19 protein-coding genes are annotated in these 15,339 nt (G+C 44.6%); 4 read left to right on the top strand and 15 right to left on the bottom strand.

Going from position 1 to position 15,339, the window contains the following annotated elements:
- Nucleotides 1–45 precede the first annotated feature (45 nt).
- From CPT03_RS13565 to CPT03_RS13550, 4 genes are all read left to right on the top strand, one after another.
- Nucleotides 46–804, top strand: coding sequence for a HEAT repeat domain-containing protein (locus CPT03_RS13565; protein WP_099439351.1), 759 nt, complete (start codon nucleotides 46–48; stop codon nucleotides 802–804).
- 3 nt (nucleotides 805–807) lie between these two features.
- A complete protein-coding gene (locus CPT03_RS13560; protein ID WP_099439350.1) occupies nucleotides 808–1,692 on the top strand; it encodes a family 16 glycosylhydrolase in 885 nt (294 codons plus the stop codon).
- 188 nt (nucleotides 1,693–1,880) lie between these two features.
- Nucleotides 1,881–3,038 carry a pyridoxal phosphate-dependent aminotransferase gene (locus CPT03_RS13555; RefSeq protein WP_172954183.1) on the top strand — a complete coding sequence of 386 codons (1,158 nt, stop codon included), beginning with the start codon at nucleotides 1,881–1,883 and terminating at the stop codon, nucleotides 3,036–3,038.
- A 33-nt stretch (nucleotides 3,039–3,071) separates the two neighbouring features.
- A complete protein-coding gene (locus tag CPT03_RS13550) occupies nucleotides 3,072–3,920 on the top strand; it encodes a prephenate dehydrogenase (protein WP_099439349.1) in 849 nt (282 codons plus the stop codon).
- A gap of 53 nt (nucleotides 3,921–3,973) precedes the next feature.
- On the opposite strand, the gene CPT03_RS13545 is transcribed toward CPT03_RS13550, so the two are convergent.
- From CPT03_RS13545 to CPT03_RS13475, 15 genes are all read right to left on the bottom strand, one after another.
- Nucleotides 3,974–4,294, bottom strand: coding sequence for a hypothetical protein (locus CPT03_RS13545; protein WP_099439348.1), 321 nt, complete (start codon nucleotides 4,292–4,294; stop codon nucleotides 3,974–3,976).
- Nucleotides 4,295–4,357: 63 nt separating this feature from the next.
- Nucleotides 4,358–5,149, bottom strand: a complete 792-nt coding sequence (locus CPT03_RS13540; protein WP_099439347.1) for a hypothetical protein — start codon at nucleotides 5,147–5,149, stop codon at nucleotides 4,358–4,360.
- Nucleotides 5,150–5,169: 20 nt separating this feature from the next.
- A complete protein-coding gene (gene traM, locus CPT03_RS13535) occupies nucleotides 5,170–6,264 on the bottom strand; it encodes a conjugative transposon protein TraM (RefSeq protein ID WP_099439346.1) in 1,095 nt (364 codons plus the stop codon).
- Entirely contained in the window at nucleotides 6,261–6,596 is a 336-nt protein-coding gene (locus CPT03_RS13530) for a hypothetical protein (RefSeq protein WP_099439345.1), read from the bottom strand. The genes traM and CPT03_RS13530 overlap by 4 nt, the downstream gene beginning before the upstream one ends.
- Nucleotides 6,586–7,215: a conjugative transposon protein TraK gene (traK, locus tag CPT03_RS13525; protein WP_099439344.1), complete on the bottom strand. Its 630-nt coding sequence runs from the start codon at nucleotides 7,213–7,215 to the stop codon at nucleotides 6,586–6,588. Before traK ends, CPT03_RS13530 begins: the two co-directional genes overlap by 11 nt.
- Before the next feature lie 14 nt (nucleotides 7,216–7,229).
- Entirely contained in the window at nucleotides 7,230–8,417 is a 1,188-nt protein-coding gene (gene traJ, locus CPT03_RS13520) for a conjugative transposon protein TraJ (RefSeq protein ID WP_099439343.1), read from the bottom strand.
- 11 nt (nucleotides 8,418–8,428) lie between these two features.
- On the bottom strand, nucleotides 8,429–9,055 hold the full coding sequence (locus CPT03_RS13515; protein ID WP_099439342.1) for a hypothetical protein: 627 nt from the start codon (nucleotides 9,053–9,055) through the stop codon (nucleotides 8,429–8,431).
- A complete protein-coding gene (locus CPT03_RS13510; protein ID WP_099439341.1) occupies nucleotides 9,052–9,702 on the bottom strand; it encodes a hypothetical protein in 651 nt (216 codons plus the stop codon). Before CPT03_RS13510 ends, CPT03_RS13515 begins: the two co-directional genes overlap by 4 nt.
- Before the next feature lie 4 nt (nucleotides 9,703–9,706).
- Nucleotides 9,707–10,150: a hypothetical protein gene (locus CPT03_RS13505; RefSeq protein ID WP_099439340.1), complete on the bottom strand. Its 444-nt coding sequence runs from the start codon at nucleotides 10,148–10,150 to the stop codon at nucleotides 9,707–9,709.
- Nucleotides 10,147–10,818, bottom strand: coding sequence for a conjugal transfer protein TraI (locus tag CPT03_RS13500; protein ID WP_099439339.1), 672 nt, complete (start codon nucleotides 10,816–10,818; stop codon nucleotides 10,147–10,149). The genes CPT03_RS13505 and CPT03_RS13500 overlap by 4 nt, the downstream gene beginning before the upstream one ends.
- A 4-nt stretch (nucleotides 10,819–10,822) precedes the next feature.
- Nucleotides 10,823–13,270: a TraG family conjugative transposon ATPase gene (locus tag CPT03_RS13495; RefSeq protein ID WP_099439338.1), complete on the bottom strand. Its 2,448-nt coding sequence runs from the start codon at nucleotides 13,268–13,270 to the stop codon at nucleotides 10,823–10,825.
- A complete protein-coding gene (locus tag CPT03_RS13490) occupies nucleotides 13,267–14,076 on the bottom strand; it encodes a hypothetical protein (protein ID WP_099439337.1) in 810 nt (269 codons plus the stop codon). Before CPT03_RS13490 ends, CPT03_RS13495 begins: the two co-directional genes overlap by 4 nt.
- Nucleotides 14,060–14,401 carry a DUF4133 domain-containing protein gene (locus tag CPT03_RS13485; RefSeq protein WP_099439336.1) on the bottom strand — a complete coding sequence of 114 codons (342 nt, stop codon included), beginning with the start codon at nucleotides 14,399–14,401 and terminating at the stop codon, nucleotides 14,060–14,062. The genes CPT03_RS13490 and CPT03_RS13485 overlap by 17 nt, the downstream gene beginning before the upstream one ends.
- Before the next feature lie 10 nt (nucleotides 14,402–14,411).
- Nucleotides 14,412–14,849, bottom strand: a complete 438-nt coding sequence (locus CPT03_RS13480) for a DUF1896 family protein (RefSeq protein WP_099439335.1) — start codon at nucleotides 14,847–14,849, stop codon at nucleotides 14,412–14,414.
- A gap of 10 nt (nucleotides 14,850–14,859) precedes the next feature.
- Entirely contained in the window at nucleotides 14,860–15,186 is a 327-nt protein-coding gene (locus tag CPT03_RS13475) for a DUF4134 domain-containing protein (RefSeq protein ID WP_099439334.1), read from the bottom strand.
- Between the last annotated feature and the right edge of the window lie 153 nt (nucleotides 15,187–15,339).

The following is a 15,339-nucleotide window of genomic DNA, read 5'->3' as shown; positions in this document are numbered from 1 at the left end:
CACATTAGATTTAAGATGTGAGCAAATTATGTGTTAATATTGTATATGGGATTTTACGATTTAAATAAACAGGAACGTTTAAATCTTGTGGCCGAAATTAACAAAAACATACTTGCTGAGCTGGTTACTTCGGATTATAAAGAAACGATTCGCTATTTTGCAGATGAAGACACCTATGTCAGGAAATCAGCTTATCTATCCATTGGTAAAATATACCACACCAAAGAAGCCTTTAGGGTTGAAATCATCAGCTGCTTAGAAAGGTTTTTTGCGGAAACGGATTTTAAAATCAGGCAAACGGTGATCAATGCAGCCGGCGAGATAGGTAAAATAGAATTTGAAAGTATCCGGCATTTTTTTGATAAGGGTTTATTTGATGAACATCATTCTCCCCGTAATGCTGTAATTGGATCTATCAAAAAAATGGGGGAAGTAAACCCGGTCCCGGTGTTGAAATGGGCGAAGCTTTACCTGCATCATGAGGATAAGGAGATCAGAAGAGAGATATGTCATGGTATAGAGCTTAGGGGACGTAAATATCCGCAGGATATTCTACCTTTATTAAAGGAGTTGCAGTATGACCAAACTGCAAGGGTTAGGAATACCCTTGTACATGTGATAGGGCAAATTTCCTATAAAAAGGGCTGCATACAAACCGTAGTATCGCACCTTAAATTATGGGAGAACAAACAGCTTGTTGAGCAAGCGCTTGAAGAGATTATTGATGTTCATGACCGCTATAAAGATTTTGCCGTTTTAACGCAGGAGCAGGCCCAGCGGTATCTTGAGGATCATATTAGCTAGAAAATGTATCAATTGTTATTAGAAATGAATATGGTAGGTAAAATCATTCGAGCACTTTGTGTTTTTACGATTTTTGGAACGGTAAATGTATGGGCACAAAAGGAAAGTCAAGTATCGAGCTATGCAAAGGAAGGATATAAATTGGTATGGGCAGATGAATTCAATAATAGTGGAAAACCAGATACTGCTAACTGGAAATATGAGCAGGGTTTTGTGCGTAACGAAGAATTGCAGTGGTACCAAACAGATAATGCATGGTGCGAAAATGGTGTACTTGTGATTGAGGGCCGAAAAGAAACCAAACCCAGCCCGAGTTTTAAAAGGGATTCAGGAGATTGGAGGAATAACAAAGAAAATATTCATTATACTTCTTCAAGCATAAATACTGCCGGTAAACATTCCTGGCAATATGGCCGTTTTGTAATGCGCGGCAAGATAGATGTAAGTTCTGGTCTTTGGCCAGCCTGGTGGACACTTGGCGTATCAGGAGAATGGCCTTCTAACGGAGAAATAGACATGATGGAATATTACAGGGGTAAGATACTGGCAAATATTGCGGTTGGGACCGAAAAGAAATACACTGCCCAGTGGCATAGCAATACAAAGTCCATCATAGAATTGGGCGGATCCGAATGGGTTTCAAAATTCCACATCTGGCGAATGGATTGGACAGAAAAAGATATTTCTTTATTTCTCGATGATCAGCTGCTCATTAAGGTGGATATGGATAAGCTCTACAATAAGGATGGCACCGGCACTCACCCTTTCAAGCAGCCTCATTACATGTTACTAAACCTTGCCATGGGTGGTATGAATGGAGGCAGCCTGGTAAATACTAAATTTCCCAATCGCTTTGAAGTTGATTACGTACGTGTTTACCAGAAATGATCCCTGATGATATAGTCAATTTTGTAAGCTCTTTTTTCTGTTAATTTTCTCGATTAAAAACCTATTTTTATGCCTTGAAAGAAAACAGTTTTTACAGATCAACCAATAACCAATCTATAGGGGTGCTGTACTCGGTATTATGCTATCATAATTCGTTTATCACTGTTTCAGGGCATAAGTAATTTTTAATGATGATTGCAAAAAGAATGGAGGGGGTTAGTGAATACTATTTCTCCCAAAAACTTAGAGAAATAGACCTCTTGAATAAAGAGGGTAAAAACATTATTAACTTAGGGATTGGCAGTCCCGATCTTCCTCCTCATCCGGACGTGATAAGGACGTTACAGGAAGAGGCTGCAAAGCCAGGGGTACATGGTTATCAAGGTTACAAAGGCATTCCTGCATTGCGACAGGCTTTTGCTGATTGGTATCAGCAGTGGTATCAGGTAGTTCTTGACCCTGATACTGAAATATTGCCACTCATTGGTTCTAAAGAAGGCATCATGCACATTTGTATGACCTATCTGAATGAAGGGGACCAGGCATTGATTCCTGATCCTGGTTATCCTACTTATGCCAGTGCCGTTAAGTTGGCAGGTGGTCAGTCCATAACCTACCCTTTACAGGAGGAGCAAAACTGGTATCCTGATCTTGAAGCGTTGGCGGCTACGGACCTGAGCAAGGTGAAACTCATGTTTGTGAACTACCCGCATATGCCAACAGGTCAGCAGGTAGAAACCGGGATGTTTGAAAAACTGGTTCACTTTGCAAAGGAAAATAACCTGTTACTTATACATGATAATCCGTACAGCTTTATTCTCAACGATAATCCTGTGAGTCTTTTGGAGGTGCCGGGCGCTAAAGAAGTAGTATTGGAGCTGAACTCCTTAAGTAAATCTCATAATATGGCTGGATGGCGTATCGGCATGCTTTGCGGATCAAAAGAGCGGATTGAAGAGGTCTTAAGGTTCAAAAGCAACATGGATAGTGGTATGTTTCAGCCCTTGCAGATGGCCGCTGCAAAGGCTTTATCCCTTGGTAAGGAATGGTATAGCTACATTAATGGCATTTATGCGCAAAGGAGAAATGAAGTATACCGCATACTTGATATCCTGGGTTGCCAATATGAACTTAAGCAGGTAGGTTTATTTGTTTGGGCAAAGATTCCTGATCAGTATACAGACGCCTATGCCCTTAGTGATGAAGTGCTTTATGGGGCAAATGTTTTTCTGACTCCAGGAGGCATATTTGGAAGTCAGGGCAATCGATACATCAGAATTAGTCTCTGTGGTGATCTTTCCAGGTTTGAGCAAGCTATAATCCGGATTAGTAAATTATATAAATAGCTTTTTTGCTAATAAAAGAAAATAAATAAACAGATGAAAATAGCAGTAGTAGGCCTTGGACTTATTGGTGGTTCGATGGCGCTGAGGTTAAAGCAAAAAGGCTTTGCTTCAAAAGTACTGGGAGTAGATAATGACGAAACACATTCACAAAAGGCTCTGGAGCTTGGAATTGTTGATGAAATAACTGATTTGAACACTGCTGTGGCAGATAGCGATCTCATTATACTTAGTGCTCCGGTAAGCGTTTGTACTACATTATTGCCGGGCATTTTAGATCAGGTAAAACAACAGGTGGTACTGGATACCGGTTCCACTAAAATGTCGCTGCTAGATGCAGTAAAAGGCCATTTGAACCGCGGAAGGTATATTGCGACCCACCCGATGTGGGGTACAGAGTTCAGTGGACCTGAAGCTGCAACATTGGACGCATTTGATGGCAGGGCAAATGTAATTTGTGATGCATCAGAAAGTGATCAGGATGCGCTGGCAACAGTTGAACAATTGTATAGCTTGCTAGGTATGTATAATGTCTATATGGGAGGGAAGGATCATGATGTACACGTAGCCTATGTCAGCCATATTTCGCACATCACCTCATTCGCATTGGCCAACACGGTGCTTGAAAAAGAAAGAGAGGAAAATGCCATATTTGAATTGGCCAGTGCCGGTTTTGAAAGTACTGTAAGGCTCGCAAAAAGTAGCCCTGCAATGTGGATGCCCATATTTAAACAAAATAAGGAAAACGTACTGGATGTATTAAATGAGCACATCACACAATTGCGGAAATTCAAATCTTGTATCGAGAAAGAGAATTGGGCCTACCTCACTGAGCTAATGGAAAATGCAAACAAAATCAAGGATGTCCTTGATAGGAAGCAATAAAGCGACAGGATAGTGATGATTCCAGGGATGTTCTGCTGGAGGTGAGGATGAGGCTAACTTATAGGAGTTAGGCCAGTGGTAACCCTTTCGGAGTTGAGCATGACTTTGCTGTTGCTCATTTTATTGAAATTGGGCATATAACAGATGTATCCGTAGGCATCCAGTTCCCGGATGGCGCTATGCCAGGTGGCACTGCTGGATACTTTGGCCAGAGGCATCAGCTCCCTGCTTTTTACAAGAAGGAACATAGGGAAGTTGTTTTGAATCCAGTGCTGGTAAAGGGCCATGTAAACGGCTATATGAGTAGGCCTGATCCTAGGATCGTGGGCAATTCCATTTAAAAATTGTCTCAAAGGGTCTCTTATTTTTTTCATAGGTAGGTGTGTTGATTAGTGCTGACGCCAATATTGACGTCAGCGGTTTGAACTTCTAGCTTGTTAGGAAATTGTCGGGCCTGACTTTTTTATCCTGGGCCTGGCTTCTTTGTTTTCAGCGTTCAATGTTTCCATATTACCTTGCGCTTTCACCTGATGTTGGCTATTGCTCAGCTTATTCTGGTTGCTGTCATAGACATCAATCACCTTAAATCTGGGATTGGCAGCCAGAAAACATGGATTGAGCTGACCATTTTCTTCAACAAAGTTCACCGATTGGAGGTTACCCTTTTGCAAGGATTGTATCAGACGCTCCTTAGTTTTTTCATCACTAAGTTCTGCAACTGGCAATTTTTCCAGTGCCTGTTCCAGCTGAAAACCATAATTGTCTCCATACATCTGGAATTTATAATTCCCATACTTGTCGGTTTCCTTAAAATTCAGTTGCGTCCAGGCATTATATTTCTCACCCGTAGCAATGTATTTGTCCTGGATGACATCCTTTTCCATTTTGCTGTACTCTTTGAATACTGACCTGCCATTCAGTAAATTATAAGCTTCTTTCTGGGTAATGTTGCTGTCCTTGCCTATCTGAAAGGTTTGCTTCAGTAGGATTTCAGAATTTTGCGGTCTGAAGCTCAGTTCATATCGGTTGAAAAAGTATAGGTCACCGGATTCTGAGCGGCTGAAATCTAACCTGGACACGACCACATCATTGCCAAATTCTGTACGGTTGAGCAATTGGAATTCTTTAAGATCTTTACTGATTTTCTCATTTAGCTGGCTTTCATAGCCTTCGCCAAATCCGGTGTATTTGATTTGGTCTTTTAGGAATTCTACATTTTTTTTGTTCATGATTTTTGGATTTAAATGGGTTAAAAAGATTGATTGTTTTTGAGTAATACCGGATAGCCGGCTTTGACTTTGGCTTTGAGCTGCTTCATTTTTTTACCAAACAGTCTCTTCGCTGTACTGATGCCAGCACCTGCAATCTGACTGCGTAGATTTTGGTCTGTCTCCATGAGCTGAAGGCTTTGAATAGCATTGTCTGAACCTTCTTTAAGGACCTCAGTAGTTGTGGCTTCAGGTGCATTAATCCCTTCCATGCTGTCATTCAAATCATATACCTGCAGGTCAACGGGTATAATGGCATAACCAAGACCGATGTTTTTAATGTGCAGACTGATCCGTTGATTGCTGATCTGACAACTGCCATACACCTGGTGCCCTTTAGGGATGTGTTGACCATTTAACACTGCTGAATCCAACAGGGTGAGGGCTACCACAGTACCTTGTGTGACCTTTTGATCTTTGGCAATGACAGCAGGAATGGCGGCGTGTATTTTTTTCGTGTCTTCGGGCAAAATTGGCCTGGGATTTTCCTTAAGCAGTTCAGGATGCTGGATCTCCTGAATCTTTTCCAGTATTTGTTGGAGCTGACTGAGCTCAGGATCCGCTTGCTTTCCTGCTTCCATCGTGTCCATGATACCACTGAGTTGTTGGATCTGGAGCGCACTTTCAGTTGCAGGGACCAGATTGCTTGTGAAGGTAGGCTCAGGCATTTTTTTCTCCGGTTGATTTAGAACTTTGTCAAGTTGTTCCAGTTTTTGATAGATCTGCCGTTCATCCGGCTCGGGGTGGTATCTGGTCGGGAACAAGGCGCCCTGGTCCAATGTCTCTGGACCGGACGAACCGGAATAAGGGCCGTCATTGGACAATTGGGCAAGCCGGTTGGAATCAGCTGTTGCCTGATCATAAAAGCTCATCTTGTTGAGCTGCTTTTTTGTGTCATTTATGGCATCCGGCAGCTCAGTATTGATACCTGGAACAGAGACCTTATTGTTGGTGTTACCTTTTCCCCCGCCCAGAAGTACGAACAGGAGTGTGGCAAATGGGAGAATAATAACCGGCAGGAAAGTAAAGAACCTGCGTTTGTTAAGAAATTCAGTGGATTTGAGTTGTTGATTCATCTTTGTGGATTTTTACGTGATTCATAAATTTTTTCCATCAGGATTAGGCTGTCTGAAGCCAGGGTAGCAGGCATACGGCCACTTTTTGCTAAAATGGGGGGAATGCTGTGATCCTTAGACCCCTTGCTGCTCAGCCGCGCGATGTTCCATGCAGTCAGGAGAATACCTGCAAGCAGCCATGTGGCGATTTTCATTTTTGCCGGCAGATAATTGAATGCCTGATTCATCCCACTGGCCCAATGGTTTTGCAGTTTTAGAATTACCTTGCTGATGTTTTTGACCATCTCTTGTTGTAGCATGACTTTGCCATGCCTTTGGTTGTTATTTTTCATCACTCAGATTTTGTGGCTCTAGATCCTTGTTTTCCAATGTATTCCAGCGCTCAATTAAAAAACCATGCGGGTTGTTGTCACTGCGAATGACCTCCCGTAAATAGCCTGAAGTAATTAGTGTTCTGCGAAGCTGACTGGTTTGACGGATAATTTGCTGGGTGGCATAGCAACGAAAGGGGTAAGGGTAGCTTCTGGTATCAATTTTAATGCTGTCCACCCGTAATGATTGGCTGATATTTCCGGCAATCAGACTTGCATAATAGCCTTTCTCCTCCAGGTTGTCATAGGCACGCTTAGCGCTTTGATCAGCCAGATATAATGATTTACTAAGTTGCTCCTTAATGACCTTGTCGTCAGGGCTGAGGTCGAAAAAAAGCTGGTGAAAGGTGGCGACATGGTCTCTGGCCTCTACTTCCAGGTTGTCTTTCCTGTTGGAACTCATGGCACTGACCACTTTGCCATTGAGTAAAATCAGTACGCGATCCTCGGCCTTAGATACCCGCTGGTCTGATCGGTAAGTATAGAAGCAGGTGAAGGCTACATTCGCGAAAATGACGATCAGACTAAAGATTCGGACTTGCCGAAAAGCGGTATCAATATTTTTTATTTGCTGAAACATATCTCTGGGATTAATTAAGTGCCAAGTATTTTGTCGTGCAGGTAACTGTTACCTTTTTCCGGGGATCCTCCTGTTCCCCGATCACTGCCCAGACCTAGCGTTGCACCGGCAACGTGCTGCACCCCGCTGGCTGCTTTTGAGGCGCCTGCGGAGGCAATTGCAGTTGTGCCAGCCGCTGCCCCTGATACCATGCTGGTAATTTGCTGAGTCATTGCACCAGCACCGCCGGCATTGACAATGTAACCAGCGACACTAGGAACGGTGAAGTAGCCTACAATGCCAATCAACAGGAAGATCAGGTAAGCGGTATCAGTGGAGCTAAACAGCGTATCTCCGTTTTGTTGAATCTCCCCAATATCCAGGATGAGCATCTTTTCCTGTACCTTGGAGATGATGCTGCCAAAAATATTGGCAACAGGTAGCCACAAAAAGATGTTGAGGTAACGTGCCAGCCAGGAGCTCAGCGTATTTTGAAACCCATCGAATACTGCAATTCCGAATACCAATGGTCCCAGGATGGCCATGACCACAAGGTTGAAAGTTCTCAGCGTGTTGATGCACAGTGCGGCAGCCTCGTATACCACGCGCAGGATTTCGCTCATCCATTCTTTTACCGAATTCCTGAAATTATAAGAAGCCTTTGACATGGCAAAGCGCACTTCATTGCCAAGACCATCTAAAATTCCTTCTGCCGCGGGATCCTGGTTGTCATAGGTATATTTGTACCATTTGTCCCGGTCACCCTCCCCTGTAGATCCAACATACATCTTCCAGGCATCGCTTGCCTTAACCTGTCTTTCTTTTGCTTTAAGGAGCTTGGCGATCGCCTGATTGGAGCTGTTCATCATCTCTGCGGTAGCGGTCACCGTAGGTTTCATTATACCATTGATCATGCTCAGCACCAAAGGATAGATCATGATGGCGAAACCCAGTACAAATGGGCGAAACAGGGGATAGAAATTGATGGCTTCGGCATTGGCGATATGTCTCCATACCCTCGAGCCAATGTACCAAAGGGCCGCAAAACCTGCAATACCCTGGGCAACGCCGATGAGTTTACTGCATAGTGGCATCATTTCCAGGTACAGCTGATCCAGTACCTCATGCAGGCTGTTCATTTCCTGGGCAAGTCCCTGTGCCTGGCAAAATGCAGGCAGCAGCAATAAAAATAATAGGGCCAATCGTTTTGTCGCTTTGTTCATTTGGATAGGTTTTAAGGCCGGATGCCATATAGCTCACGGCTGGAGTGAATGTCTTTGTCTGCTGCACTACGCTGCAAGGAAAGAAGGCTGGTCGAGGTGTTGAATTTGTTTATGAAAATTAGTTTTTGTTGCAGTTCGAGATAGATCTGATCAATAGCACTGAGCCGCTCCTGGTCTGACATGCGAAGCTTTCCGGCAGTGACCACCAGCAGCAGGTCATCCAGATTGTCCAGACTTTGCCGGAGGAGGCGGTCATAGATTCTGGCGATATACTGCAGCTCATCAGGACGAAAATCGCCACTATGGAGAAAACGCCTGGACGCGGCTTTATACTGACGGACCAGGATGAGCTGAGCCGAAATGATATCGGCTACCTTTTTATACTTCCTCACTGCCGGGCTGACCTGCATCAACCCATCTAAAAAGGCCTGATGCAAATTGAAATTCCCCTGGGAAAGGTCTTTAACTGTATTGTAGCCCGTGCTGATGAGGGTATAACCTTTTTTCATGTCCTTAAGTATCTTTTTAAACTGGTTAAGTTTTTCAATATTCAGCAGCAATTGCTGCACTTCCTGGCTTTGCCCTTTACTGTAGTAGCAGCTCAGTTGAAACAGGAAGATGAGGAGCAGGATTTTCATAATGTCTGATTGAGATTGTATAGCCGGAGCTCCAAATGGACATTTCTTAATGCTGAGGTTCTTTCACTATTCAAAGTCATGCCTTGTTGAACAAAGCTTTTACAGAAATCCAGGTGGACCAGCATTTCGCGATGCAGGTCCCTCAGCCGCCTGATCCGCTGATCATCGCTGAGCTCCAGCTGATTGTCTGCGACCAGCAGCTGGTATTCTTGGATCGTTTGCGCGCAGGAGCTACGGAGTTTCTGAAAGACCTCTTGCTGGTAGGACCGCTCATCGGGAGAAAAATTCCCCTTCTGCGCGACTTCTTTCAGGTACCTGGCGCTGAGGTTTAGTATATAATGATGGAGTTGTACGATGTCCGTCAAAAGGGGTAGGTTTCTGATTTTGGCATCCGGATGCTTTAACCTTGCAAAGTGCAGCCTGTGGAGATTAATGTCTCCATTTTTTAAGGAACTGATGGTGCTGACCCCATCCTGGACGATCTTGTAGCCTTGTTTGGCAAAGCTGAGGTACACCTGCAGGCCTGCTACCTGCTGAGCGAGGTAGCGCTGCTGCGTCTTTTTCTGTTTAAAGAACTCTGCCCAGGTTTGGGCTTTGCCTGCTGATGCAATCAGCAGCAGGGAAAAGATGATAAATATTGATTTCATATGCTTAACGGGTTAGGTTGTTTTTGTGTTTTTGCTTTGTTTTTAAATCAGCCGGCACCACCCGGGCCATGATCCGGCTGAATTGCGGTAAGGCCGAATGACTGTTTACTTGCTGATGATCGTAGTCCCTGGTCAGCCCCCTTGAATTAAGGCAGATGATCTCCATGCTTGTGATCAGAAGTCCTTTTTGCCGGGTATAATCCAGACTGAAAATGCAGCTGATGCGGTATCCCCCTTTCAGCCGGATATCCTGGCTGACTAAAGAAAGCTTAGGCAATTTTTTACCAAGAACCTCATGCGTCAACATGAGGTATTTTAGACTGTCTGATAGCGTCTTACCGTCTTGTTGGTAGGTTGCCAGGAAAGGTCTCGGGTAGCCTTTTTGGACAAGCAGATTTTCCAGATCTGTGACTTGCCCTTTGATCCGCTGATGGGCCTCGATAATCATTGCAGTCCGTATATGCCCTTTATCTGGTGTAAGTCATTCTGGTCCCGGGCCCGGCTAAGGGCAAGGCCGATGTTTTGCTGGTTGAAACTCAGCAGGTCGAAATAGGCCTGGTCGGTCTGATCCGAAGCCTGCCTGATGAGCCCCAGCCTGGCTGCGTCGCTCATTTGGGTTTGATAGGAATCTACAATCAATAACAACTGATCAATTTGCCGGACGCTTTCCTTTAGGATTCCCGCATATACTTTTGCCATAAATTCCAGCTCAGGGGTAGAGAAATGTGTGTCTTTTTTCAGCAGTTGCCAGGCTTTGTGATAAGCCTGTATCAGACGGATCTGGCTGGATCCGATTGCTTTGACCTGATGATAATAGCTAATGACGTGTTTAACTTTATTCAGCTCTGCAAAGTAATCCCGGTAGAGATTCCGCTGCCTTTGAGTCCATTCGGAAATCTCGCTAAGCTTGGCTTTACTCATCGCATTTTCCAACGTTTTCTGCGTGTTTTGCAACCAGATGATCTGATTTTGCATGCGCTGGACTTTCAGGTCAACGGCTTTGATGACTTTTTTAACGCCAGTTTTGATGACTTCTGCAATGCCCAGCTGGGCATGGACACCGCTTGGTTGTAGTAAGCCCGCCAGCAGCAGGATGGAGATCTGGAATGTTTTCATAAATTTAATTGTTGTTTTTGTCTTTAATCAGTGCGGTTATTCCGGCCTCCATACTGCCATGCTTTTCTGCTGAAGTGCTGACCAGAACCCTTTCCCTTCCTTCGGTGGTGTAGGCATAATATTCTTCAGGACAGAGTTCATTTTTGTAAACCTTTGCCCTTTGCCCCCCAATCTCAATGAAAATCTCCCTGTTGTCCTTATTCACTGAGAGGAGGATCGTTTTGGATTTGTCAGACAAACCCAGGGCGCTTTGGAGTTTATCAAACTTGTGGAGGAACTTACGCATGTCCATCAGGATTTTGATGTCGGCATTGTTAATGATGGCATCTTTAATGACCGGCGAACTGATCAGATCATCGAGTTCCTGCGTGATGACAATAGGTATTCCATTGAATTTGCGGATGGTCTTAAAGGCGTATTTCAGAAATTCAGCCATCCCAGATTTAGCAATGGCCTTCCAGGCTTCGTCAATGGTGAGTATTTTGCGTACACCGGGTAGCTTGCGTATTTTCGAAATGAAAAGCTCCATGACAATCAGTGTCACTACAGGAAACAGAATCGGGTGATCCTTGATGTTGTCCAGCTCAATAACAATAAATGGCTGTTGCAGCAGGTCCAGGTTCCCGCGGGCATTGAGCAAATAATCAAATTCTCCTCCCTGATAGTAGGGGCGCAGGACGTACAGGAAATTGTCCAGGTCAAAATCCTTGTCTTTTACCTTGTGTTGTTGAAGCAGCCCGGCATATTTGTTTTGCAGGAAATCGTAAAAGGTGTTAAAGCATGGGAATATTTCCTGATCTTTTTTCAATTCATCGTAATATCCCTGCAGGGCATTTGACAAGGCCACATATTCACTGCGGTTGAAAGGGTCGTGTTCCTGTTTCCATAAGGAGATGAGCAGCGCCTTTAAACTTTCTTTTTTCTCGGTATCTAGTCCGTTTCCTTCAGGCAGGTAAAAGGGATTGAAGCGGATGGGCTCATCCTCGGTGTACGTAAAATAATAACCTCCGACCAACTCACACAATCCTTTGTAACTGCCACCGATGTCTACAGTTACGCAATGTGCCCCCTGCTGGTACAGGGTGCTGAGTATATGGTTGATGGTCATGCTCTTTCCACCCCCTGAGCTTCCGCAGACCAGCACGCCCATATTGGAGGCTATACCCGAAGTCCGGGGTTCATCAAACAGGTCGATGTAGATGGGGCGGCCGCTTAATCGGTCACAGAAACGAATACCTTGATTGGCTTTTACACTTCGGTAATTGCTTTCCAGATTTAAAAAGCAACATGCCTGCTCGGCAAAAATGTCTAAAGTTTCGTTCATCGGGAAGTCGGCAGCATTTCCTGGAATACCAGCCCACCAGATCTGCGCTGCACCAATCAGTTCGGGTTTAGCTGCAGCATCCATTTGAGCGAGTGCAGCACAAACTTTATTTCTCAGTTCGGCGAGTTCTGCTTTGCGATTGGTCCAGACCAGTATATTGAAATGTGCTTTGAGGGGCAGGCGCTGCTGAATGATGGCCTCATTTAAGAAGTCATTGCTGGCATCCCTGGCAATGGTATTTTCCCGGGAGTAACCTGATAGGGATTGCAGGCGCAGTCTCTTGCTTTCAATCTTTTTTAAGCTTGCCTGGGGATCATCAATAAACAGGTACTGATTATAAATATGGTTACAGCTCAACAGCAGTCCCAGCGATCCGGCGAAACCGATAGGGAACCTGGTTTTATCAGTAGAGAATTTATCATAGGTAATTCTTGGTCCGCAGACTTGGGGCAGGTCTGCGGCATCGCCCAAAGTATACAGCAGTGCAAACTGATCGCCAATTTGTATGCTGTCATCAAAGGAGATGTCCTTGTAAAGAAACTCCTCAGGATTTTCAGACAGGCTGCAGTACCGCTCAATCAGGCCTGATTTGCGCCGGTAACTTTCCAGCTCAGGGGTCTTGAGCCGTTTGAGTTTAATGAGTCCGCAGTCTTCCAGGATGCGCTTGAATTGACTGACCTGGCCCAGAAACGCATCAAATGCTGTTGGCTTCAAAAACTCGCTGGGCACGATGGTTTTCTTAAGCAGGTTGCAAAACAAGGAACTGCTGGTTTTCCTGCCGCTTGGTTTTTTGCAGAGCATGAGGTAGCATTCATGCTGTAGAAATGGCCTGCCCTGGAAATGGCCGGCACTGCTTTCTGCCAAAAAACCGGGAAGATTTTCCTGCGCCTGATGGGCGCATTGCAGGAACCAGTCTTGCTTGTGCATCAGGCTGTATTGAGGCAATACCTTAATGGCTTTAACCCAGCTTTGGTGGAACGATTCATATTCTGCATCTGAAAGACTGAAGATCTCTGGAAGTTCTACCTGAAAGACCACAGTAAGGTCTCCTTGACTGGAAATAATACAGTCATTCTCTATACCCATAATGGGCAGTACGTCGAAAAGATTTGGTGTTTTGGTATTCATATGCTTTTTCCTTTCCTGCGCGGTTGAATGTAAGACCTTAATTTAGGGGCTTCAGGACCTGTGATTTTCTTTTGTTGTAGTTCGATCATTTCCTGGTGTGCAATTTTGGTTAAAGGAATGGCCAGGGCCTGATGGTTCATTTTCATGGGGAAGCGTGACAGCAACTCGGTGTCTTCCAGTTTGTAAAGTCTTGCCGCTCCAACGGGATCGAGCAGGATTTCATTGGGCATTTCCATTAGCACGATTCCTTCCCGAAAGGGCATTAAAACCGATTCTTTGCTGATCTGTTGTCCCTGAATAGTGTCAAAGAAAAGGTGTAGTTTTTCCCCATCGGAGCTCATTTCCAATTCCTTAATTCCAATACGCTCTGCAGGTTGGGCTACTGAACGCAGTTCCTGCATGCGGATGTCAATGACATACGGTTTTTCCATCAAGGTGATCTTGGGCAGTTCTCCTTTGAGCCTCCTGTCGATGGCCTCATCAACCATGAGTATACCCCAGTTGTGACGGTAACTGGTTTGATTGAAAAGCGCCGGCAGGCTGCTGTCTTTACCGAATTCTTTTTGCAGCACTTCTTTAGGGATGATGATGCGGCGGAGCTGGGGACTGAGCTCTCGCATGAGTTCCAGATGGGATTTTGCCGTTTTCTCAACGATGGCATAAAGCATGGAATAAAATCCACCTTCTTCTTTAAGCTGGGAAAAGGGTATCCTGTTTTCTGGGTAGGCAGCCTGCACAAATTGCTGTTTGTCATTATCGACATAGAACAGTGAGCCGTCTAGGATGATGCTAATATTGGCTTTCATGAGCAGTTATAGTTAGGTGTTGAAAGGTAATCCGGCTATGGTTTTTGATCAGCTTGGGCATTTTTCTTCTGGCGATGGCTTTCATCATGCCATGCTCGCCATAGGTATTGCTCCACCCGTAAACTTTTACCAATAGGATGGTTCCGGTAACCAGGATAAAAACCAGACAGAAATAGCTGTGGAATCCCATGAGGTAAAGCAGGACAAAAAGGATCATCAGGATCAGCATCCCGGCGGCAAAATACCAAATGTATTGCGCTTTGAGTCCTTTAAACTCAATGCTTTTATTGATGCCCTTGTTGATGGTGTAAACACTGTTGTTCATGACTTTAATGTTAAGGTTTTGTAGTGTGTAGATATTGGTCGATCTGCCAGCAAATCGCATGACGAATCAGCTTGTCGTTAAGTTTTGCCTCACTAAAATGCAAGGAGCTGAAAATGGGTGTGCACAATGCGATCAGCTGGACAATTTCCTGGGTTAGGGTGCCATTCTCCCGAAGCCGCAGGTAATCTTCTGTAAATTCTTCTTTCAAAAGATTGTGCAGGTAATCATATTTAGAAGGCCTTAAGTCGGCAGTAAGCACTTTCATCACTACACGGGAAATCAAATCACACGCTTTCCCATTGACGATAAAGGCGTTGAATTGGGGAAGATGCCTTGCTAGTTTTTCTTCCATGTATTGATCCAGGGCCCTATGTTGCAGACTGATGATCAGCTCAGGATTGTGTTGTACCAGATAGTTCTCGAGTTGTTTTTTAAACTGCTCTTTCATCGGAATGGAATTAAACGCCAAAGAAAGATTTGATGATGGTCGCTACAACGACCAGGAAAATGCAACTGCCAAACCAGGCGGCTGCGACTTTGGAGGTATCCTGATCACCGCCATTCCATTTTTGATAGACTTTAACTGCACCGATGAGCCCTACCAGGGCACCTACTGCATACATTAGCTGAACTCCGGATTGGAAATAACTTCTGACTTCAGTATTTGCTTTTTGGATGCCGGCATTGCCATCCTGAGCACTGCTAGATAGATAGATTAGGCTTAGCAGCAGTAGTGCGCTATATTTTTTTAAGTTCAGGTAGTATCGTTTAAGTTTCACTTTCATATGGTTTTTTCTTGTTCATAAAATGAGTTTCTGTAGCCCGGTACATGGCTGTACCGGGCGCAGAAATCGCGGCCATAACACTGCCTCCTTTTTTTGGGTTGACACCTGCGCCTGGCAGGAATGGCGGCAAGACTTTATTCCCCTATGCCCGCC

The sequence above is a fragment of the Pedobacter ginsengisoli genome (assembly GCF_002736205.1).
Lineage (GTDB): Bacteria > Bacteroidota > Bacteroidia > Sphingobacteriales > Sphingobacteriaceae > Pedobacter > Pedobacter ginsengisoli_A.
This window is presented reverse-complemented; position numbering and strand designations above follow the sequence as displayed.

Excerpts from the sequence above, each read along its gene's own strand:
- CPT03_RS13555 (WP_172954183.1), top strand. The coding sequence starts at position 1,881 with ATGATGATTGCAAAAAGAATGGAGGGGGTTAGTGAATACTATTTCTCC.
- CPT03_RS13510 (WP_099439341.1), bottom strand. The coding sequence starts at position 9,702 with ATGAAATCAATATTTATCATCTTTTCCCTGCTGCTGATTGCATCAGCA.
- traM (WP_099439346.1), bottom strand. The coding sequence starts at position 6,264 with ATGAATCAACAACTCAAATCCACTGAATTTCTTAACAAACGCAGGTTC.
- traK (WP_099439344.1), bottom strand. The coding sequence starts at position 7,215 with ATGTTTCAGCAAATAAAAAATATTGATACCGCTTTTCGGCAAGTCCGA.
- CPT03_RS13530 (WP_099439345.1), bottom strand. The coding sequence starts at position 6,596 with ATGAAAAATAACAACCAAAGGCATGGCAAAGTCATGCTACAACAAGAG.
- CPT03_RS13560 (WP_099439350.1), top strand. The coding sequence starts at position 808 with ATGTATCAATTGTTATTAGAAATGAATATGGTAGGTAAAATCATTCGA.
- CPT03_RS13485 (WP_099439336.1), bottom strand. The coding sequence starts at position 14,401 with ATGAACAACAGTGTTTACACCATCAACAAGGGCATCAATAAAAGCATT.
- CPT03_RS13545 (WP_099439348.1), bottom strand. The coding sequence starts at position 4,294 with ATGAAAAAAATAAGAGACCCTTTGAGACAATTTTTAAATGGAATTGCC.
- CPT03_RS13565 (WP_099439351.1), top strand. The coding sequence starts at position 46 with ATGGGATTTTACGATTTAAATAAACAGGAACGTTTAAATCTTGTGGCC.
- CPT03_RS13475 (WP_099439334.1), bottom strand. The coding sequence starts at position 15,186 with ATGAAAGTGAAACTTAAACGATACTACCTGAACTTAAAAAAATATAGC.
- CPT03_RS13540 (WP_099439347.1), bottom strand. The coding sequence starts at position 5,149 with ATGAACAAAAAAAATGTAGAATTCCTAAAAGACCAAATCAAATACACC.
- CPT03_RS13480 (WP_099439335.1), bottom strand. The coding sequence starts at position 14,849 with ATGAAAGAGCAGTTTAAAAAACAACTCGAGAACTATCTGGTACAACAC.
- CPT03_RS13495 (WP_099439338.1), bottom strand. The coding sequence starts at position 13,270 with ATGAATACCAAAACACCAAATCTTTTCGACGTACTGCCCATTATGGGT.
- CPT03_RS13515 (WP_099439342.1), bottom strand. The coding sequence starts at position 9,055 with ATGAAAATCCTGCTCCTCATCTTCCTGTTTCAACTGAGCTGCTACTAC.
- CPT03_RS13500 (WP_099439339.1), bottom strand. The coding sequence starts at position 10,818 with ATGAAAACATTCCAGATCTCCATCCTGCTGCTGGCGGGCTTACTACAA.
- traJ (WP_099439343.1), bottom strand. The coding sequence starts at position 8,417 with ATGAACAAAGCGACAAAACGATTGGCCCTATTATTTTTATTGCTGCTG.
- CPT03_RS13490 (WP_099439337.1), bottom strand. The coding sequence starts at position 14,076 with ATGAAAGCCAATATTAGCATCATCCTAGACGGCTCACTGTTCTATGTC.
- CPT03_RS13550 (WP_099439349.1), top strand. The coding sequence starts at position 3,072 with ATGAAAATAGCAGTAGTAGGCCTTGGACTTATTGGTGGTTCGATGGCG.
- CPT03_RS13505 (WP_099439340.1), bottom strand. The coding sequence starts at position 10,150 with ATGATTATCGAGGCCCATCAGCGGATCAAAGGGCAAGTCACAGATCTG.